The 18905-nt window shown below is 51.3% G+C and carries 18 protein-coding genes and 1 tRNA gene; 7 read left to right on the forward strand and 12 right to left on the reverse strand.

Translation table 11 applies throughout. The annotated features are described in order from the left end of the window. Positions 1–28 precede the first annotated feature (28 nt). The 4 genes from ACEN2G_RS08480 to prmB form a co-directional block, all read right to left on the reverse strand. On the reverse strand, positions 29–322 hold the full coding sequence (locus ACEN2G_RS08480; RefSeq protein ID WP_442021048.1) for a YfcL family protein: 294 nt from the start codon (positions 320–322) through the stop codon (positions 29–31). 267 nt (positions 323–589) lie between these two features. Next, positions 590–1117: an elongation factor P hydroxylase gene (locus ACEN2G_RS08485; RefSeq protein WP_442021049.1), complete on the reverse strand. Its 528-nt coding sequence runs from the start codon at positions 1115–1117 to the stop codon at positions 590–592. Positions 1118–1195: 78 nt separating this feature from the next. Beyond that, positions 1196–2281 (reverse strand): chorismate synthase, encoded by a 1086-nt coding sequence (aroC, locus tag ACEN2G_RS08490; protein ID WP_442021050.1) that lies wholly within the window; start codon positions 2279–2281, stop codon positions 1196–1198. 21 nt (positions 2282–2302) lie between these two features. Then, the gene (prmB, locus tag ACEN2G_RS08495; protein WP_442021051.1) at positions 2303–3223 is read right to left on the reverse strand and encodes a 50S ribosomal protein L3 N(5)-glutamine methyltransferase; all 921 of its coding nucleotides are present in this window, start codon (positions 3221–3223) and stop codon (positions 2303–2305) included. A 62-nt stretch (positions 3224–3285) separates the two neighbouring features. On the opposite strand from prmB, the gene smrB reads away from it, so the two are divergent. Further along, positions 3286–3810 carry an endonuclease SmrB gene (smrB, locus tag ACEN2G_RS08500; RefSeq protein ID WP_442021052.1) on the forward strand — a complete coding sequence of 175 codons (525 nt, stop codon included), beginning with the start codon at positions 3286–3288 and terminating at the stop codon, positions 3808–3810. 78 nt (positions 3811–3888) lie between these two features. On the opposite strand, the gene ACEN2G_RS08505 is transcribed toward smrB, so the two are convergent. The 4 genes from ACEN2G_RS08505 to ACEN2G_RS08520 form a co-directional block, all read right to left on the reverse strand. After that, a complete protein-coding gene (locus tag ACEN2G_RS08505; protein WP_442021053.1) occupies positions 3889–4092 on the reverse strand; it encodes a DUF1107 domain-containing protein in 204 nt (67 codons plus the stop codon). 240 nt (positions 4093–4332) lie between these two features. Further along, a complete protein-coding gene (gene sixA / locus ACEN2G_RS08510; protein WP_442021054.1) occupies positions 4333–4860 on the reverse strand; it encodes a phosphohistidine phosphatase SixA in 528 nt (175 codons plus the stop codon). Between the two features lie 807 nt (positions 4861–5667). Further along, entirely contained in the window at positions 5668–5799 is a 132-nt protein-coding gene (locus ACEN2G_RS08515; RefSeq protein WP_442021055.1) for a TIGR02808 family protein, read from the reverse strand. Positions 5800–5860: 61 nt separating this feature from the next. Then, positions 5861–6061: a hypothetical protein gene (locus ACEN2G_RS08520; protein ID WP_442021056.1), complete on the reverse strand. Its 201-nt coding sequence runs from the start codon at positions 6059–6061 to the stop codon at positions 5861–5863. 167 nt (positions 6062–6228) lie between these two features. Between ACEN2G_RS08520 and ACEN2G_RS08525 the strand changes: the two genes are divergently transcribed. The 3 genes from ACEN2G_RS08525 to ACEN2G_RS08535 all read left to right on the forward strand — a co-directional run bounded on the left by ACEN2G_RS08525 (position 6229) and on the right by ACEN2G_RS08535 (position 8551). Next, the gene (locus ACEN2G_RS08525; RefSeq protein WP_442021057.1) at positions 6229–7215 is read left to right on the forward strand and encodes a YeiH family protein; all 987 of its coding nucleotides are present in this window, start codon (positions 6229–6231) and stop codon (positions 7213–7215) included. Positions 7216–7283: 68 nt separating this feature from the next. Then, on the forward strand, positions 7284–7751 hold the full coding sequence (locus ACEN2G_RS08530; protein WP_442021058.1) for a universal stress protein: 468 nt from the start codon (positions 7284–7286) through the stop codon (positions 7749–7751). Between the two features lie 125 nt (positions 7752–7876). Continuing rightward, a complete protein-coding gene (locus ACEN2G_RS08535; protein WP_442021059.1) occupies positions 7877–8551 on the forward strand; it encodes a DUF2982 domain-containing protein in 675 nt (224 codons plus the stop codon). A gap of 440 nt (positions 8552–8991) precedes the next feature. On the opposite strand, the gene ACEN2G_RS08540 is transcribed toward ACEN2G_RS08535, so the two are convergent. The 3 genes from ACEN2G_RS08540 to ACEN2G_RS08550 form a co-directional block, all read right to left on the reverse strand. After that, positions 8992–9936 (reverse strand): diguanylate cyclase domain-containing protein, encoded by a 945-nt coding sequence (locus ACEN2G_RS08540; RefSeq protein WP_442021060.1) that lies wholly within the window; start codon positions 9934–9936, stop codon positions 8992–8994. Continuing rightward, on the reverse strand, positions 9933–13937 hold the full coding sequence (locus tag ACEN2G_RS08545) for a CHASE domain-containing protein (protein WP_442021061.1): 4005 nt from the start codon (positions 13935–13937) through the stop codon (positions 9933–9935). Before ACEN2G_RS08545 ends, ACEN2G_RS08540 begins: the two co-directional genes overlap by 4 nt. A 280-nt stretch (positions 13938–14217) precedes the next feature. Next, positions 14218–14305: transfer RNA gene (locus ACEN2G_RS08550), tRNA-Ser, on the reverse strand. A 361-nt stretch (positions 14306–14666) separates the two neighbouring features. On the opposite strand from ACEN2G_RS08550, the gene rnt reads away from it, so the two are divergent. Further along, positions 14667–15377, forward strand: a complete 711-nt coding sequence (gene rnt / locus ACEN2G_RS08555; RefSeq protein ID WP_442021062.1) for a ribonuclease T — start codon at positions 14667–14669, stop codon at positions 15375–15377. 242 nt (positions 15378–15619) lie between these two features. Beyond that, positions 15620–16777, forward strand: a complete 1158-nt coding sequence (locus tag ACEN2G_RS08560) for a diguanylate cyclase (protein ID WP_442021063.1) — start codon at positions 15620–15622, stop codon at positions 16775–16777. Between the two features lie 127 nt (positions 16778–16904). Here the strand turns inward: ACEN2G_RS08560 and modF are convergent, their stop codons facing one another. After that, the gene (gene modF, locus ACEN2G_RS08565; protein ID WP_442021064.1) at positions 16905–18413 is read right to left on the reverse strand and encodes a molybdate ABC transporter ATP-binding protein ModF; all 1509 of its coding nucleotides are present in this window, start codon (positions 18411–18413) and stop codon (positions 16905–16907) included. A gap of 176 nt (positions 18414–18589) precedes the next feature. Between modF and ACEN2G_RS08570 the strand changes: the two genes are divergently transcribed. Then, a complete protein-coding gene (locus ACEN2G_RS08570) occupies positions 18590–18835 on the forward strand; it encodes a TIGR02647 family protein (protein ID WP_442021065.1) in 246 nt (81 codons plus the stop codon). The last annotated feature ends 70 nt before the right edge of the window (positions 18836–18905 follow it).

Below are 18905 nucleotides of genomic sequence, written 5' to 3' on the forward strand. Positions count from 1 at the left end.
TCGGTGTGGGTTACTGGTTTGCTGACGGCTATTTTACGGGCGTGGTTTGTTCAACCTTGCTGATCAGATTGCTCCAAAAACCTTCGACTAAAGCTTGGTCTTGTTCGTTTAGCTCGCCGGCCATAATAGCGTCATGCAAGCTGCGATTCACCCGAGATTTAACGTCACGCAAGTGGGTGCGCCCGTCAATGTCACATTCAGCAACCGACAAAGTAATGTGGCCACGCAGATAACCACCAGCAAACAACTGGTCGTCGGTAGCGGTGGCGATATTGTCGTCAATTTCAGCTAACAGCAGTCGTTCAAACTCAAAAATATTCATGTATTACGCCTCAAACTCTGGGTGTGCCACCCGTACCAAAACTTTAGCATTATGTCAGTAATCACACGCTTTAACCCGTTTAAGACAGGTCTAACCGTGATACCTGTGTGTCTACTCGCAGTGGACGACCTGCAAGCGTTGAGTTTAACCTAAGTCGCCAATCGTCAGGTATTTTCTTGCCTCTTAGTGCTCATAACCTTTGGCTACATGTTAAAGAGGTCGAATACGCTTTACCTAACCTAAGGCGACCTAACAAAAAATGTTCAATCACAGACTAAAACTCGCCGCCGTAGGCAGCGTTTGGCCATAGTGCTTGGCTAGCGCCTGCATTAAGGTTTGCGCCCGTGCGGGAAAACCTTGCTCCAAATACACTAATGCTTGCTCACGCACCCGCGCCTTAAAGGCGTGGCGGTCTGGCTCTACGCTGCCGTTTAAGTTGTCGCAGCTCACGTTAAAGTGAAAGCCGCAGCACAAGGACAAAGCCCATTCGATGGCTTGGGGTTTTATTTCAACGCCTTCAAACTGGGCTTGCTGCTCGCCGTCTCGGCCATCGGGGCAATACCAGTAGCCGTAATCTTCTTGTAAGCGGCGTGCGTCACCGGCTAACAACCAATGCGCCACTTCATGCAAGGCACTGGCAAAAAAGCCATGGGCGAACAAGATACGATGATGATCAATGTGCGCGTTAGCAGGCAAATAAATCGGCTCGCCATCGCTCAATTCAAGGCGCGTATTGGTGCTGGCGGCAAAGCATTGGTTAAACAGGGAAATGAGATCCCCATAGTAAAATGACATAAAAAACGGCCCTCAATTAAGGACCGTTATTCTACCCTGCCGCCTAGCCTAAGCAAAGGCGGCAAAATATACCACGTATTAAACTAGCTTGGGCGTCAGTGTAAACACTTCGGCGTTTTGGCCACGGTGCAGCAACAGATGATCCAGCAAGACTATCGCAAGCATAGCTTCAGCAATGGGCACGGCACGAATACCCACACACGGATCGTGACGGCCACGGGTCACTAATTCTGCCGCTTCACCGGTCGTGCTAATGGTATGACCTGGCACCATAATGCTGGAGGTGGGTTTCAACGCTATGCTGGCCACTATATCTTGGCCGCTGGAAATGCCGCCCAATATGCCACCGGCATGATTGCTGGCAAAGCCTGAGGGCTGCATTTCGTCTCTGTGCTCGGAACCTTTTTGCTCGACCACGTCAAAACCGTCGCCAATTTCCACGCCTTTTACCGCGTTAATGCTCATTAAGGCATGGGCAATGTCCGCATCTAAACGGTCGAAGACTGGCTCGCCCAGTCCTACGGGCACACCTTGCGCCACCACCTGAATTTTGGCACCGATGGAGTTGCCTTCTTTTTTCAGATCGCGCATGTATTGATCAAGCGCTTCCAGCTTGCCCGCATCGGCAAAAAAGAAGGGGTTAGTTTCAATTACGCTTTTATCAAACGCTTCGGCCTTAATAGGGCCGAGTTGCGTTAAATGACCAAAAATGGACACGCCGTATTTCGCCAACACCTTTTTCGCGATGGCACCGGCCGCTACCCGCATTGCGGTTTCACGAGCCGAGGAGCGACCGCCACCGCGATAATCGCGAATGCCGTATTTTTGGTGATAGGTGTAATCGGCATGGCCTGGGCGAAACAGGTCTTTAATGTCGGAATAATCTTTAGAGCGCTGATCGGTATTCTCAATCAACAAGCCAATCGAAGTGCCGGTGGTTTTACCTTCAAACACGCCACTTAAAATACGCACTTCATCCGCTTCGCGTCTTTGGGTGGTAAAGCGTGAGGTGCCGGGCTTACGGCGGTCAAGATCTTGCTGCAAGTCGGCTTCGCACAACTCAATACCGGGTGGTACGCCGTCCACTACCGCACCTAAGGCAATACCATGGCTTTCACCAAAGGTTGAAACGCGAAAAAGGGTGCCAATACTGTTCCCTGCCATAGTGATGTCCTTTATTAATAATTAAAACTGCGATTGAAAAGGTGCCAAGTCACGGCGACTGATCACACACACGCCATGACCACCGTGCTCAAACTCTATCCAAGTAAGCGGCAACTCAGGGTACGCCTGTTCCATGTGGATTTGGCTGTTGCCCACTTCCAACACTAATAGGCCATCTTCTGATAAGAAGTCGCAGGCCTCGGCCAATAAACGACGGGTAAAGTCTAAGCCATCAAAACCTGAGGCCAAGGCCAATTCCGGCTCGTGATGAAACTCATCTGGCAAGTCGCTCATGTCTTCTTCATCGACGTAGGGCGGATTGACCACCATTAAGTCGTATTTATCGCCTTTCGGCAGCGCCGAGAAAATGTCCGACTCAATAGGCGTCACTTGCTGCTCAAGGCCGTGGGTTTGAATGTTAATCTCTGCCACGTCCAATGCATCGCGAGAGATATCCAGCGCGTCTATTTCTGCATCCGGAAAACTGTGCGCCAAGGCAATGGCGATACAGCCTGAGCCGGTACACATATCTAAGATGCGCTTAGGCTCCAAAGCCAACCAAGGGGCAAAACGGCCACCTATCAGCTCGGCGATCGGTGAGCGTGGAATAAGCACCCGCTCATCGACGAAAAACTCGAAACCGGCAAACCAAGCGGTATTGGTAATATAGGGCGTGGGAATGCGCTGCTCGACCCGCACTTTTAGAGCGTCGAACAGTAATTTGCGTTCACTGGTCAGCAAACGGGCATTTTGGATTTGCGGCGGGCACCCTTGTGGCAGGTGCAGTAACGGCAGTATTAGCTGCACCGCCTCGTCCCAGGCGTTGTCGGTGCCGTGGCCATAAAACAGGCCTGCTTTTTGAAAATGGCTAACGGAAAAACGCAGCCAATCTCCTATGGTATGCAGCTCTGTAAGAGCTTCTTCATTAATAAGCGTGTCCAAAACACCTCCGCCTCGCTAAGATGGCTATTTTTTAATAATCAGATACTACGGAATCCATTACCATGACACCCTCCTCTTTCCCAGAAGACGACGATCAAGCGCTTTTTAAAGCAGCGGTGCAGGGTGTCCGCAAAATAAAGCAGGATACCATAAGTCCGCATCGAGCGCCGGTCAAGGTAAAAGCCCAGCGACAAATGGTACGCAAAGACAGAGCCGAGGCGCACCCTTTTTCTGATGTTTATGAACCTTATTTAGATCAAGAAGGCCCTACCCGCTATCGCGAGCCCGACACCTCGGCCTATGAGCTAAAAAAGCTGCGCCGCGGCGACTATCAGCCGGAGTTTTTTTTAGACTTGCACGGCTTAACCCAAGAGCAGGCCAAAGACGAATTATCGGCGCTGTTACTCGCCGCTAAGCGCCAGCACGTCGAATGCGTGTCCATCATGCACGGTCATGGGAAAAACGTCTTAAAGCAGCGGCTACCCATGTGGCTAGTGCAGCACCCGCAGGTACTGGCGTTTCACCAAGCCACCCGCGCCTTAGGCGGCGATGCGGCTTTGCTGGTGCTATTGAAGGTAGAGATTTAAAGGCGAAAACAAAAACACCGAGCTTGAGGCTCGGTGTTTGATGTTCAGATTACTGCTCGCCTAATAGACGTAACGAGTTTACGCCGCCGCTTGCATTTTGCTGATCAGCTGATTAATTTCTTGTACCGTCTCTTCATGCCTCGGCTTGGCATCTTCGGGCAACACCAGCATGCCTTGGGCATAATTAAAACCACCACGACCGTGAATATATAAACGACCGCTAAAAAATCCCTTGACGTGTTTTGCCACTAATAACGGCTGATACTTCTGAAAAATTCGCATTTAGCACTCCTTGCTTATGTTGCGATGACTTATTTTACGGTTATAAATGTAGGGTTAAAAGCTACGGCTATAAAGACTGCTGTCGTCATTTTTCTCGGCCAACGATGGCGCAAAAGACATGCAGTCAATCACGCTACGCCTAGCATCCATTGCTTGGCCTAGCGCGGCTAAATTTGGTGCGCCTAGTGATGTTAAGCCATCTCAATAGAGCTAACTCGGTTTTTGGTAGCCCAGTGTCGCCTAGCCCAATTGTCTTAAGGCTTGAAAAGTAGGCTTATGCAGCGCCTGAATATTGTGCGGCCCTTCTAACCACGCCAATATGCCACTCGTCCCTGCATTCACCGTAATCTTAGCGATACCAGAGGTCACAAAAATGGGCGCCATCATACCGGCACACAGGCTTTCAACGAGGTAGCCTACCAGAGGCATGTGACTGATGACTAAAATGTTGCCGTTTGAAAACGTATCACCGTAGGCCAATATTAGGCTAGCTGCCAAGTCTGCATCGCAATCAGGTGTTAGCTGATCGCAGGTTTCTATTTGTAAGCCTACAACCTGCAAGCCTAGAAGCTCCTTAGATAACTGCTGCCAAGTTTGCTGAGCGCGCACATAGGGGCTCACTAATACCAAATCAAACTGAGCCACTTGAGGGGCTAACCAGCGCGCCATTAAACTGACTTCGTCTCTTCCTTGCTTGGTCAGCGGTCGTAACGCATCCTCGGATGCTTCTGGTACTGCTTGACCATGGCGCATGACAAAGATATTCATCTACACCTCACTTTCAGGCGAACCCACTTTTTCAACGGCGGGCATCATACCCCTGCAATAGGCTGGGCTCAAGGAGCTGGCTCACGCTTTGCCGTTCATATGTATGCTATTGAAGGCCAAGCTCCCGAAATAACTGTAAAAAATGTGCCAAACCTAATACAAAAAAATTTATCAAAGCGACCAAAATAACTTAACTAAGCTCTTTATCCACTAGGCTCTTCATCCATTAACATCTGCCCTCACGAAATATGCTCTGCCGCCATGGCACTTATTATAGTCCGCAGTATAGCCAGACTAGTCCCTTGAAGCGGAATGGGGGTACATAAAGTGGGGATAGATAAATGGGGATTTGAGATAGGGCTCAATAAAACAAAAAAAACTGGCCAAGCGGCCAGTTAAAAAACTCATATTAGGTGCATAACATAAAACTGTTCAAGCTGAGCCTAAGCCCTACTGAAAACACAGTGTGCGACGCTGAAACATCGCTAAGCCCGTTTAGACTAATCACTTTCGCCATTAAGCGTCATGATCTCAATCAATAAATGCGTTTATCGCCTTTCTAACTCACGCAGCACTTAGACTTACCTGATTACTTATGAACCTCAGCCAGTATGCTGCCTTATTTAGGTTTTTGTAGCTGCCAACTTGTTCGGCAGGCCAGCTTTGCTGGCAATTTTTAAATAAAAACATAAAACCGTGGCGAAGTCCTCTTCGCCGAAGAGACGGCCACCTACGTTGTAACCCATTGAATCTATTGATGCTGAAGTCACTGAAACATAGCTGAACTTTGTGGGTAATCAGGTAGACTTAACGCTTTTTTTCCAGCCAAAACAACAGCACACAGCTGACTAGCGCCAAGCTGATAAAGCCCAAGACAAACAGCGTCGGCATGGCCAGATCGCCCAAGAGTTCCCAAAATACGTCTTTTAATATGTCCATCTGACACCTTTAGTCCGAGTTATCTGCTGCAGCTAGATTCCACAACATCTGACCACCGCGTTTAGGCCTGCAATAAGTCGTCATTCAAACCTCGGGTACACACCAGAGACCAACGCCGCTTGGCCATAAACAGCGGTAAAATAGCCGGTCCAAAGACTGTGCCTAATACCGCCCAGCGCCGTGGGGGCAAGCCACTGTACAGGGCTGCAATATAAAACAAACCACCACAGATAGGCGCGGCCAATATCAACATAAAAAACATATATGAACCTCCAATATTGGCCAATATTAACACGATTTTTATGCCGCGTTCAGCGCTATCTCCGCTCAATTAATCAGAAATATTGATAAACAAAGTCAAAAACTTCAATTTTAATCAACACCAAAACAGGCATACACTGCAATCATATTATTAAAAGGAATATCGTTATGCCTAAAATTATCAAAGGCTTAGGGCTGGCAGCGCTAATCACTGTGATCAGTATCTTACTTAATCAAGTCATGCACAGCAGCATAAGCCCGCTGATTTTTGCCATCGTTTTAGGACTCATAGTCGGTAATCTTCGCCCACAACTTACCTCAGGCAGCTGGCATGCGGGCTTAGATTTTTGTAAGAAGCGACTCTTGCGCATCGGCGTGGCGTTTTACGGTATTAATATTACGCTACAACACATAGCAGCCGTAGGTACGGGCGCCTTGGTCGTCGATATCGTCATGTTGTCCTCTACGTTATTGCTTGGTTATTGGATTGGTCACAAGTGGTTTGGCTTAGATGCCCCTACCAGCTTATTGGTGGGTGCCGGTTCGGCCATTTGTGGTGCCGCCGCCGTACTGGCCGCCGAGCCTGTGGTGCGCGCCAAGCCACAACAAGCCACGTTGGCCGTGGGCACAGTGGTTATTTTTGGCACCATTGCTATGTTTTTATACCCGTTAATGTATCCGCTATTAAGCCTAAGCCCACAAGCCATGGGTATTTACACCGGCGCCACCATACACGAAGTGGCACAGGTAGTGGCGGCAGGTGATGCGATCAGCCCTGACGTGGCACAAACCGCGGTGATCACTAAGCTAACGCGAGTCATGATGCTAGCACCGGTATTAGTATTGCTAGGTAATTGGTTAAGCCGTAACCAAGGCGCAACCGCGGTGCGTGCTCCTCAACCTTGGTTTGCCTATGGCTTTATTTTAGTGGTGATCATTAACTCGGTTGTCGCCTTACCTCTAAACTTGGTGGAGGGCATTAAGCACCTCGACAGCTGGGCACTCACCATGGCCATGGCCGCCTTGGGGCTAAGTACTCACTTGAGTGAACTTAAGTCTGTGGGTTGGAAACCCATGGCGCTTGGCGCCATCCTATTCTTGCATTTAATAGTCACAGGGCTAATAGTGACTCAATTAGCCACCACTTGGTTATAAGCCATTGAGACAGCTGGGTTGCCGCTTGTTTATAAAGAGTGGATTACCCACTGCACAAGGAGGTCAAGATGCCGTATCGCAATATTATGTTGGCATTAGAGCTCAACGCCCGTGAAAAGCCCTTGCTTAAGCGGGCGGTTGAGTTAGCCGAGAGCCATCAAGCAAGGCTGCACATCATTCATGTATCGCCTGAGCTGGGCTCTGTGTATACCGGTAGCTTGAGTATGGATTTACGCCAACTTAAAACTAAGCTGCGCCTTGAAAATGGTCATGAAATCATGCAAATGCTCAAACAAGAGGCGTTTAACGCCAGCAGCATTTCGCTCCCCGATGGGGATATTCGTCAAGCCGTGCAAAATGCGGTGAAAGCTCAGGCAGCCGACTTATTAATTTGTGGCCGCCAACAAGAGCGGCCCTTTTTCGGCCATCTGTTTTCTCACTCCAGCGGTTTTCTCGACATCGACGGCTGTGATCTGCTGGTGATCAAATTATCCGATAAAATCCCCACCGAGTCTGAATCCAAGCTCGGATCTTAATCTCTCTTGCTCACCAGCACCCACTCAAGGCCTGCGTTGCTCACGCAGGCCTTGAGTGGCAGAGCATGATCTCTGGCGCTATCTGTGTGTATGATAAGGACTACCACATCGCTGAAAGGAAATATGTGATTAATCCAGTACGCGAAAGCCAACACATACAGCCCATGTCTCGCCAAAATGGTTTAGCGCTCACCGCAGCCGGACTGGTGCTTATGCCTATGCTGCTGGCCGTCGGTTATTGGCTGGATGGCCGCGCTCAACTGGTGATAGTGTTTTTATTTTTAGCAGCCATGGTCACGGCTTTATTAGGGGTACTTAAATTACGCGAACCGGAATTTAGCTTCACCCTCAGTGCCGCTAATCTGCATTATCATCATAAAGTGGGTGGCTGGAGCTTGCACTGGAGCAATATCATGCGCATCGATCAGCCCAAACTCAATCGCGGATTTGAAATGGTCGACTTACCCTATATCGGTCTTAGAATTCGCGATTATGACGAATTTTTGCCCTTAATGACGGCGCGTTTGGCGGTGCATTTACTAACGGAGCAAAGACCGCTGTTATCGCTGGCGCTTCGCTATGGGGCCATCAGTCGCCATGAGTTGCATGACTGGTTAATTGAAGACAGCAAATTTCGCTCGGCGAACGGCCAGCAATATGTGGGCATTATCGCTATGCTTGGCCATCGCATGACCCATTTACGGGATCTGTATGGTTACGATCTGCTGATCCATGAATCGTCACTGGACCGCGACGCTGCTGAATTTGTCACCTTACTACGCCGTTATTTACACCCTTGAAGATGTGAAGACATCGCAGTATGTTCAGCGCTGTACGCCGTACGTTCAAGACAAACACTGTTCTTGGTATTATGCCGCCATACATCGGGTTTGCCCCGGTATCTCGTTTTTGTGTCTATTTGTGTCTATTTGTGTCTAAGGGCCAGGGCCAGGGCCAGAGCGAGATCCTGACCTGCGTCAGGATGACGGCTTAAGTAATAGCCGTCAGCAAATACAGACAGCGCCTTACGTTCAGCGCCGTACGGCGTAAGCAAACATCTTGGGGCTGACGCTCGGCTCGCTCATACAGCATGGCCAACTGCAACTTATCGGCGGTCAGTCATGGGCATGCTTGGCAACTGAGAAGTGACATATTTAATAGCCTAGCCGAAACTTTTCACCGAAATACGCCCAGGTGATTGATGTATTTCACAAATAATCGAGGGCAATCACCATCACTGTCAGGTCAGCTCAATCGCACTCACCCGATCCCGACCGGCTGCTTTGGCCAGATATAACTGCGCATCGGCCGCCGCCAACAAGGCCTCAGGGCTGGAATCCGCGCTGGGTATTTGAGTGGCAACACCAAGACTGATCGACACCAAGGGGCCGGCGGCCGAGTCCTGATGCGCTATCGCCAGCGCCTTGACTGCCGCCCGCATCGTCTCCGCCCGCTGCATAGCACCCAGGCTATCGGTTTCGGGAAGAATACACACAAACTCTTCGCCACCGTAGCGCGCCACCACGTCATGGGGTCTTCTCACCGACTGAGTCAATACGCCAGCCACCGCCACCAAGCAGGCATCCCCCTGCTGGTGTCCGTAGGTATCGTTATATTGCTTGAACGAGTCCAGATCCAGCAACACCAACGACAAGGGATGCCCTTCTCGCTGACAGGCACGCCAGTTAATAGCTAACTCTTCATCAAATTTTCGCCGATTGGCGATTTTGGTCAGACCATCAATCATGGCGATGGAACGCAACAGATCACTTTGCAGCTTTAGCGCCAAGTGGGTGCGCACTCGGGCCAGCACAATAATGGGGTTGATCGGTTTGGTAATAAAGTCTACCGCCCCCATTTCAAAACCCAGGGCTTCGTCGCCATCCTGATTTTGCGAGGTCACGAAAATAACCGGAATATCCCGAGTACCCGGATCCGCTTTCAATCGGCGACACACCTCATGGCCGCTGATCCCGGGCATGATCACGTCCAGCAATATGATGTCTGGGTGCTGTTCCCGACAAACGGTTATTGCCTGCTCTCCACTCGTCGCCATCAGCACCTCGAATTCGCCGCGAAACACCTGATGCAGCACTCGGATGTTGACCGGCTGATCGTCCACAATCAGGATCCTTATCGGACCGACCGGATGAGGATAGGCATCCAGTAATTGGGTCAGATTCATAAAACCTCCAATCGTTCACGTACTATTCTACTCGCAACAGCGAAATCAAGATTTTGGACCTTCTCCGTCAGCACGTCCCGCTGATGACTCAATGACTCAAGTACCGAAACCGGCAGCCGTTCAAAGCAGTCGATGGCGTCCATATTTCCCGCCTCGAGCAGCGTCAGTAACTGCTCGAGTTGTACTTTGATGCCGTCTTCTGTGACATCCCGAGTGTCTGGTATCGCCGCAATACTCGTCACCGGCTTGGCCGCCGTCACCTGCATGCTGACGGCTTCAAGTAAAGCCGTCAGCTCCTGCGCCAGCTGTGCTTTCAAGGCAAACAGAGCGGCGGCATTCAACGAGGAAAAGGCCTGTTCCGTGTGCTGTTCACCGAGGTGTTGCTCGAACGCAGACAAGCGGGCGGCAAAGCTTGCCGCCCCCATGGTGCCCGCCGCGCCCCTGAAGGTATGCAGCGTCGCCGCCGCTGCCACCGGATCTCGCACTCCAACATGGCGTTCCAGCTCATCAAACAAGGCGCCCGCTTCTTTCTCGAATCCGATCAGCAGTCGTTGGTACAAACCGGCATCGCCACCGAAACGACGGAGAATGGTGTCCATCTTGTCGCCAGGCTCGGCTTGGCCCGGTACCGCCCGCTCGACGACCAGACCGCCGGAAGTGGAGCAAAACGACAGCAGCACAGCCACCAGTTGTTCTATATCCACCGGCTTGCCGATGTGCGCATTCATGCCCGCCGCCAGACAGGCTCGCTGATCTTCCATGCTCACATTGGCGGTCATCGCCAGTATCGGCAATTCCAAGCAGGCACCATGAGCCCGAATACGCCGGGTGGCTTCCAGACCATCGATATCGGGCATTTGCATGTCCATCAATACCATGTCGAACGCCGTCGGTGCCCCAACTACCTTGCTGACGCCTTCCAGCCCGCCTTCGGCAAGCTCGACAAGGGCGCCTTCGCCGCGCAGTAATTCGGCGGCAACCTGACGGTTGAGGGCATTGTCCTCCACCACCAACAGGCGCAACCCTATGAGTCGTTGCCGTGAGGGAGCAGGAATGGCCTTATGCTCCGACGCCATGGTCTCTCCTGCCAAAGCTCGCTGCACTGTGCTGATCAACTGTTGCGGCGTCACGGGTTTAGTCAGGAAGTCGGTAAAGGGCGGATTCGCCGTCTGTTGAGCCTGAGCCAGTTGCTCGCGACCATAGGCCGTGATCATGATAACGGTAGGCAGGTGCTCCTGAACCAGAGTCCGGATCTTAGTCGCCGCCTCCAGGCCGTTCATGTCCGGCATGGCCCAGTCCATCAGCACCAGGTCATAGTCGTGGTTTTGCTCTATTTCCAGCAAGGCTTGCTGCCCGCTGTTGGCAGTACTCACTTGCCAGCCCTGCTGGCGGGCCACCCGGGCCAGGATCTCGGCCGATATCTGATGATCGTCCACCACCAGTACCCGCAGCGGCCGCTCGGACACCTCAGCCGTCACCAGCGGCTGCACTTCCTGTTCAAGACCCAGTACCACCTCAAAACAGAAGCAGCTTCCCTCACCCAAGGTGCTGGTCACATGCAGCTCGGTCCCCATCAGCGCCAGCAGCCGTTTGCTGATCACCAACCCAAGGCCGGTCCCGCCAAAACGACGTGCGGTCGAGGCTTCCGCCTGATTGAACCCCTCGAGAATATAATCGAGCTTGTCGTCGGCAATGCCGATACCGGTATCGATGACATCTACCCGCAGTCGCACCCATTCCGAGCCTCGACTCAGCTCACTGAGACGAATGACTACCTCTCCCTGCTCGGTGAACTTGATGGCGTTACCCGCTAGGTTGATCAGCACCTGCTGCAGGCGCAAGCGATCGCCAATCAGGCTGCGGGGCAGCGAGGGCGAAAAGTCGAACATCAGCTCCACCGGTTTGATGCCCAGGTTACCGGACAGCACCACCGCCAGCTCCTGCATCAGATCTTCCAGCTCGAACAGGTGAGGCTCCAGCTGCAGCTTGCCAGCCTCAATTTTGGAGTAATCGAGAATATCGTTTAGCAGCCCCAGCAAGGCTCGGGCGGCCTTGTAAGTCTTAGCAATGTAATCACATTGGCGCTGATCCAGCGCCGTCTGCTGCACCAGCTGCAACATGCCCAGTACCGCATTCAGGGGGGTGCGAATTTCATGACTCATGTTGGAGAGAAAGGTCGATTTGGCGGCACTGGCTTCGTCGGCCCGGGCCTTGGCCTGACGCAAGCCGGTTTCGAGTTCACGCTGGGGGGTGATATCGAGATTGATGCCCGTGATCCGAATCACATGACCTTCGGCATCGTGTTCGATCTGGGCACCCGCCTGTATATAGCGGATATCGCCATTGGGTAACCGTAGCCGAAACACGGGATCGTAGGAGGCCGTTTCCTTCATTGCAGCTTCCATGGCAGCAACGGCGCGCTCTGCATCGTCTGGATGCAGCCGGGCATGCCAGTGCTCGTAGCCAATGCCTTGCTTGCGTAAGCTCACCGGATAACCGTAAAGCTCGAACATCTTGTCGTTCCAGTCCAACGCATTGTCCGCCAGCGTCCAGGTCCAAATACCCAGCTGGGCAATATCTGCCGCCATCAACAACTGATCCCGAGCCGCCGTCAGTTCAGCGGTCCGCAGGGCAATCTCGGCTGCCAAGTTGCTGTTAAGTTCAAGTACCTGGGCCTCGGCCTCTTTCTGACTGGTGATATCCCGTACCGTCTTCGACGCTCCGATCACCTGGCCTGCGCTGTTAAGAATGGGCGAGACGGTAACAGACACAGGGAATCGGCTGCCGTCTTGCCGCTGGCGAAGGGTATCAAAATGAGGAATATGCTCGCCATTGCGAACCCGGGCAAGAATGCTGGCTTCTTCCTGCTGCCGGTCTTGTGGCACCACTAGGCGAGTCAACGGCTGGCCAATAGCCACCGACGCGGGATAACCAAAGAGCTGTTCGGCACCCCGGTTCCAGCTGGTGATGACCCCATCAAGCGTCTTGCCGATAATGCCATCAGCCGAGCTCTCGACGATGGCCGCCAGCCTGGCCTGCTCATCCAGTACTTGATGGCGACGTTGGCGGCTAAGATGAGTGGTGCCGATAAGCAAGGCCGCCAACAGGCTGATCAGCGCGCCCAGCAGGAAAAGTTGCAGCGGCGAGCTTTGATGCAGGGCGGCAATAAAGGCCGGAGCAACACTAAACTGGGACTCCCAGCGACGACCATACGCCTCGAATTGAATGGTCTGGGTATAGGCAGAAAGAGCCGCGATGGCCTTGGAGTTACTGCTGTAGAAGCGTGTGCGCTCGCCAGACGAGTTCACATCAAACAATTCGAGTTGTGCAGCATCAACATCCAGATTCAAGGTAGACAGCACCTCTTCCATCAGCAAGGGCGCATAGCTCCAGCCAATCGCCTGCTGCTCACGCTCGGCCTCAGTGCCTGGCGTTATGCCATGACGATAAACCGGCATCAGGATCAAAAAGGATTGCAATGGCTTGCCGCTGGCCTGCACCAGAGTGATGGGTCCGCTTAGCCGAACTTTCCCGCTACGCATCGCCGCATCTGCCGCGACACGGCGGGTTTTCTCAGAGCCGATATCCAGGCCGACCGCCTCGATATTACGCTCCACGGGTTCAATATACTGGATAATATAACGTTCGCTGTCGTGGGCATTCAGCTCTCTGACGCGAAAATCCGGCCAGCCATCGGCACGGGCCTGTTCGACAAAAGCGTCGGTGCCGGCCTGTGACACCCGGCGAATAAAGCCAAAGCCTCGGGCACCGGGAAACTCCCTGTCGATGTCGCGCGCCAGGCTGTAACGATGAAACAGCTCACGATCGAGTCGGGCATTTCCGGCGCTCAGCACAGCGCCACGAGCCCCGCGTAATCCATATTGATAGAGGTCAAGCCGCTGGACAACCGCGGTGTTGGCTCGCGCGGCAGCGTCGGCTACCGCCTCCTCGACTCGCTGCTCGTTACTCTGATGCAGTTGCCAAGCCAATAATGTACTCATTACCAGTCCGAACATCAGAGTAAGCAATGACCAACGATTTTTTATAAAACCAGGATGTAGCGTCAACGTATTGATTCCTTTCGCGTCAGACGTGTCGAGCGGGACTTAGCCAAGCAGATACATGCGGAGCCTTGTTTAAGTAACTCTAATGTAGAGGAATCGCTGCCGTATTAAAACTTCTAAAAAACGCAGCATTCCGGCATAAACTGCCTGAGATGAGATAAACTGGCGATATTGAAATGCAAAAAACCCGCTGATTGCTCAACGGGTTTTTCTAATTTGGCGGTGAGGGAGGGATTCGAACCCTCGATACGTTGCCGTATACACGCTTTCCAGGCGAGCTCCTTAAGCCACTCGGACACCTCACCAAATTTTTATTTCATATTTTATTTAAGAGTGTCATGTTCACTCCTACTCTATTGATGACATATGTCCTCGGGCTTTCGTAGCTCGCTACGAGACTTTTACCTTTTAACAGGCTTCGCCTTGGAGCCACTCGGACACTTCACCAAATTTTCATTACCTTGCTGTAACAGGCTGCCCCGTTAAGCGAGACGCATGATAGGCAAGCTGTGCCTAAGCTGCAATCTTTTTTTAGTTATAAAGAATCGCTTGCACACTTTATAACCACTTTGGCTATTTTAGCGCTGATCGTTGGCGAGATAGGCGATTATGATTGCCAATTCTGGCATAATAGCGACCCAGTTTTTAAGGTGAATTAGGACAATAATGACGGCAACTGCAACTTTTACTCAGCTTAACGAACGCTTTCGTGGTTACTACCCTGTAGTGATAGACGTAGAGACCGGCGGCTTTAATGCCAAAACCGATGCCTTGCTTGAAATTGCCGCTATTACCCTAAAAATGGATAAAAATGGCTGGTTAGTGCCGGATCAAACCTTTCATTTTCATGTCGCCCCCTTCGAAGGCGCCAATCTTGAGCCCGCCGCCCTCGCCTTTACCGGCATAGACCCACACAGCGCACTGCGCGGTGCCGTGAGTGAGCGAGAAGCGCTGGAGCAGATCTTTAAAGGTATACGCAAAGGCTTAAAAGCCAATAACTGCCAACGCGCGATTATGGTGGCGCATAATGCGTCTTTTGATCATGGTTTTGTGATGGCGGCCGCCGAGCGTACTGACATGAAGCGTAATCCTTTTCATCCCTTTGCCACCTTCGATACCGCCGCATTAGCGGGCTTAGCACTGGGGCAAACCGTGCTCGCAAAAGCCTGTAAAACGGCGGGCATCAAGTTTGATAATAAAGAAGCACACAGCGCGCTGTATGACACGCAAAAAACCACCGAACTATTTTGCTTGATAGTCAACCGCTGGAAAGCCTTAGGCGGCTGGCCATTAGCGGCCATTGAAAACGACACCCTGGGTTCTGGCGTTACCGCAGTCGAAGGTGACAACGCAACCGAGCAGCAGACCAACGCTTAAGTTAATGCTGAGTATTAACTTGCCCTAGAATGCTATCGCGATAAATCAAACCAAATAAAAAGCCGCAAACCCATTTGGCATTGCGGCTTTTTGCCGGAGATCACTTTTAACCTGGCTAATTTTATCATGCCTAATTTTTCACCTAATGCGGTCGTCTACTTCCTTCCCAATTTAAAGTTAAGGTTAAGTAAGTACCCATAATGCGCATTACCATAATTAGCCTAGCGAGTCATAATTGAACCATGTCTTTTGATATTCGCACGTTATTGGTTGCAGTGACATTAGCCACCGCCTTTTGCGCAGGCGCCCGTCTGTTATTGTGGCGGATGCACCTGACTATTCCGGGATTGGGTCATTGGGCATTGGCCGGTGGCAGTGCCATCATCGCCTTTATCTGGATCCTGTATTATGGAATATTCCATTGGCAGCCCGCTTTATTACTGGCACAACTATTTGTCGTTATCAGCCTGATGCTGAGTTGGGATGGTTTTCGACGTTTCCTTGGCAAGCCCTTAACACTCAGTACCTTAGCTTGGGCCACGACCTTAACTTTAATTTGGGCTCTAATTACATATAGCCACTTCTCTGTAGCAATTACAGCCATCGGTAATTCTGTGCTAATGGCAGCCTTATCGTTATTAATTGCCCGTGATCTGCTGCTTTCGCCTCAACAACACACACCTGCACTGCGCATCACCGGCAGTATTTATGCTATTAATGGCGCTGTGTTTTTAACTCGCGCAATGATTGCTCAGGAAAGCCCCACTATGGTCGATCCCTTAAATCCAAATGGGGTCGCCGCGTTCATGTTGCTTTGGTTGTTGTGTTCTGTGATTGCCATTACCCTTGGCATGATATTGATGACGGCCGAGCGCCTGCAAGCGGACCTTATTATTCAAGCGAATCATGATCCCTTAACCGGTGCACTTAATCGACGGTCCTCTAACGTGCTTTATAAGAAAGCTATCGCCCACTCACGGCGCCACGCACAGCCGTTAAGTTTATTAATGATGGATCTCGATGAATTTAAAAAAGTGAATGACCAGTTAGGCCATGCGCTGGGGGACAAAATATTGTGCCGATTCGTGTCGGTGACGCAAAAGACACTGCGCACGGAAGATATATTTTGTCGCTTTGGCGGTGAAGAATTTGTGGCTTTACTACCAAACACCTCAATGCAGGCGGCGTTAAGCGTCGCTAATCGGTTACGGTGCGCCTTTGAAATAGACTCCAGCTTAATGGAAACTAACAAAAGCCATCCTTCTTTTTCCATTACCGTTAGTGTGGGCATCGCAGAACTGCAACCCGATGAAAATTTCGAAAACCTGCTGCGCCGTGCCGATAACGCGTTATATCTGGCAAAAAATAATGGCCGTAACCGCTGTGAACTCGCCCCGTAAATCGCGGGTTTATTGGTGCATTTAAGCAGCAAAAATCCCACTTATAAGTCCAGCTATCAATAAAAAACGGCGCACCTTTATGCATGCGGATCTCTATATCTAATAAGAACGCCGTTTTTCGTCACATTTATGCCTCTGTGGTTACAAATTGAAACCCATCGCCATCAGGCACAAAACTTAAACGATGGCTAATACAGCTGGGGGCATCTTGCTGATGATGAGACACAAACAGCAGCTGAGTGCTGCCCTCCGCCACCAAGAGATCAATCCAGCGCTTCACCCAGTGGCGGTTAAAGCTGTCTAGTCCTTGCAGCGGCTCATCCAAAATGAGCAGCGGCGGGTGCTTGACCATGGCGCGCGCAATCAACAACAAGCGCTGTTGGCCGTAAGAGAGATGGCGAAACGGCTCATTAGCCAAATGCTCCATACCCAGTAAGTTCAACCACTGATCGGCCAAAGCGATCTGAGTGCTACCGGGCTGCTGATACACACCAATAGAGTCAAAGAATCCCGATAAGATCACCGCCTTCGGCGTGGAGGTGACTCGGTAATCTTGCTGCATGGTGGTGCTCACGTAGCCGATGTGCTGCTTAATGTCCCAAATGCTTTCGCCACTGCCACGCCGACGACCAAAGAGCGTTAAATCGTTGCTGTAACCTTGAGGATGATCGCCGGTCACCAGACTAAGTAGTGTCGATTTACCAGCACCGTTTGGCCCTATCACCTGCCAGTGTTGGCCAGCGTCTACTTGCCAATTTAAGCCCGCCAGCACCTGCTTATCGCCATAACTGATCAGCATGTTGCGCATTATGATCCGTGGCGTATGGGCATCTAACGCACGATACTGTGCATCGGGATCGGCAGGCGGCAAGGCGTGCTGTGCCGCTTCCATGCTGGCCAAATGGCGTAATTGCTCAAGTTCAGCCGAGGCCACAACTTGAGCGCGGGGGCCAGTCACGCTCAGCTCACATTCGGTGAGTAAGCCTAATTGGTCACTAAAGTCGGGGAGCTCCTCTAAGCGATTAACTATCAGTATTAAGGTCAAACCGCTCGCCACTAGCGCTTGCAGCAGACTCATTAAACTTTGGTGGGCGGCCACGTCTAAGCCGTCGAAGGGCTCATCTAGAATCAATAAGTCAGGCTGTTGTAATAAAGCTCGGCATAATAGTACCTTGCGGGTTTCACCGGTAGAGAGAATTTGAAAGCTGCGGTCTAACAAACCACTAATGCCAAAACGCGCCGCCAACTCAATAAGCTGCTCTTCATCACCGCCCTGCTCCAACATAATTTGGCGCGCCGTGCGCCCTGCATCTTGATAATCCAAGAAGTCGCTTTCATCTTGTTCGCGCTCGCGATCTGCTAAAGCTTGTAGCTGTTCAAACGAAACCCATTCTATGGCGTTGAAGCTATTTTCTACCTGAGCGTTTACCTGATTGCTGGCCAGTTTTAGCTCACCGGCCAGGGCGCGCGCCAGTGCGGTTTTGCCGCTACCATTGGCACCGACAAAGCTCCAACACTGGCCTGCCTGTATTTCAAGCTGAGCAATGGTCAACCTATGCTGGTCACTAATAATAAACTCGGCACTTTCAATACGAATAGCAGCAATACGAATAGCGGCAATAGAATTGGCGGTCATGAACGCAAACTTCCCTAGTCGGTGTAAAGAAAAACCCTATCATCAACATCTCTAGCCTGTGATGCAAGTCACACCGTAAGGAAAATGATAAAGGGCTTTCTGTGAGCGAAGGCGCAACTGTACGCGCAGGAACAGGCTAACGTAGGGGTGTTATCTTTATTATTGAGGAACGCCCTATGCGCTATGAGACTTCATCATTACACGAACTTAATTTGTTGCTGAAATTTGACTTAAACACCACACAACAAGGTATTAAGGTGCATAAAGATGCGGAGCCTACTGTAGTTGCTGCCGCAAAATCTTTATATGACAAAGGTTTAATTACTTTAGATGACGGCGGCTATTTAACGGATTTGGGCCGTGATGCATGCTTGCATGCTCAGTCTCTGTTGACGCTACTGCGTGCGCCAGCCATCGCGTGAAGCGTGAAGCGTGAAGCGTGAAGCGTGAAGCGTGAAGCGTGAAGCGTGAAGCGTGAAGCGTGAAGCGTGA

It is taken from the genome of Oceanisphaera sp. W20_SRM_FM3, from assembly GCF_052119705.1.
In the GTDB taxonomy this organism is placed as follows: Bacteria; Pseudomonadota; Gammaproteobacteria; order Enterobacterales; family Aeromonadaceae; genus Oceanimonas.